Genomic DNA, 813 nt, shown 5'->3' on the forward strand with positions numbered 1-813 from the left:
TTGTATCTCGGTACAATAAAACCACCGGCTATGCCGGTGTGTCCCCAACTAGCTTTAGCTTCAAGCAAAAAACCTCCTATGTTATAATAGTTGTGGGTTTGCCAACCACAAAAATCACATAGGAGGTATCCAAAATGGATATGAATAGTTTAGCCCATACCACATGGGAATGCAAGTATCATTTAGTTTTTGCGCCAAAATACAGAAGACAGATTATATATGGAAAGATAAAAGCAGATGTTGCTCAAATATTAAGTACACTATGCAAGAGAAAAGGTATAGAAATAATAGAAGCAGAATGCTGCAAAGATCATGTTCATATGCTGGTACGCATACCACCAAAATACAGTGTATCAGAAGTAATGGGATATCTGAAAGGAAAAAGTTCGCTTATGATATTCGAAAAACATGCAAATCTAAAATACAAATATGGAAACCGACACTTCTGGTGCAGAGGATATTATGTTGATACAGTTGGAAAGAATGCAAAGAAGATACAAGAATATATTGCAAATCAATTGAAAGATGATTTGGAAGCCGATCAACTTACGCTGAACGAATATATAGACCCGTTCACGGGTGAGCCAGTACAAAAAAGCAAAAAGTAATCCCTGAAAGGGAAGCTGGGGAATAAAGCTATCATGAAAGGCTTGAGGAGCTTGCAAGAGTCAGAAGGCAATAAAAAAAGCCCTTTAGGGCAAGCCTGAAAAAGAAGTGCGGTTGGCAAATCCTTCAGGCGCCTTCCGGGCGCAGGCAGGGAAAAGCCCCTTATAGGGGCAGAGCAAACCACCGGCTAAGCCGGTGGTCATGATT

The 813-nt window shown here is 40.2% G+C and carries 1 protein-coding gene; it reads left to right on the forward strand.

The features are described from left to right. Positions 1 to 134 precede the first annotated feature (134 nt). Positions 135 to 608: an IS200/IS605 family transposase gene (gene tnpA / locus DS742_RS02540; protein WP_117415467.1), complete on the forward strand. Its 474-nt coding sequence runs from the start codon at positions 135 to 137 to the stop codon at positions 606 to 608. Positions 609 to 813 lie beyond the last annotated feature (205 nt).

The sequence above is a fragment of the Lacrimispora amygdalina genome (genome assembly GCF_003432035.1).
In the GTDB taxonomy this organism is placed as follows: domain Bacteria; phylum Bacillota; class Clostridia; order Lachnospirales; family Lachnospiraceae; genus Lacrimispora; species Lacrimispora amygdalina.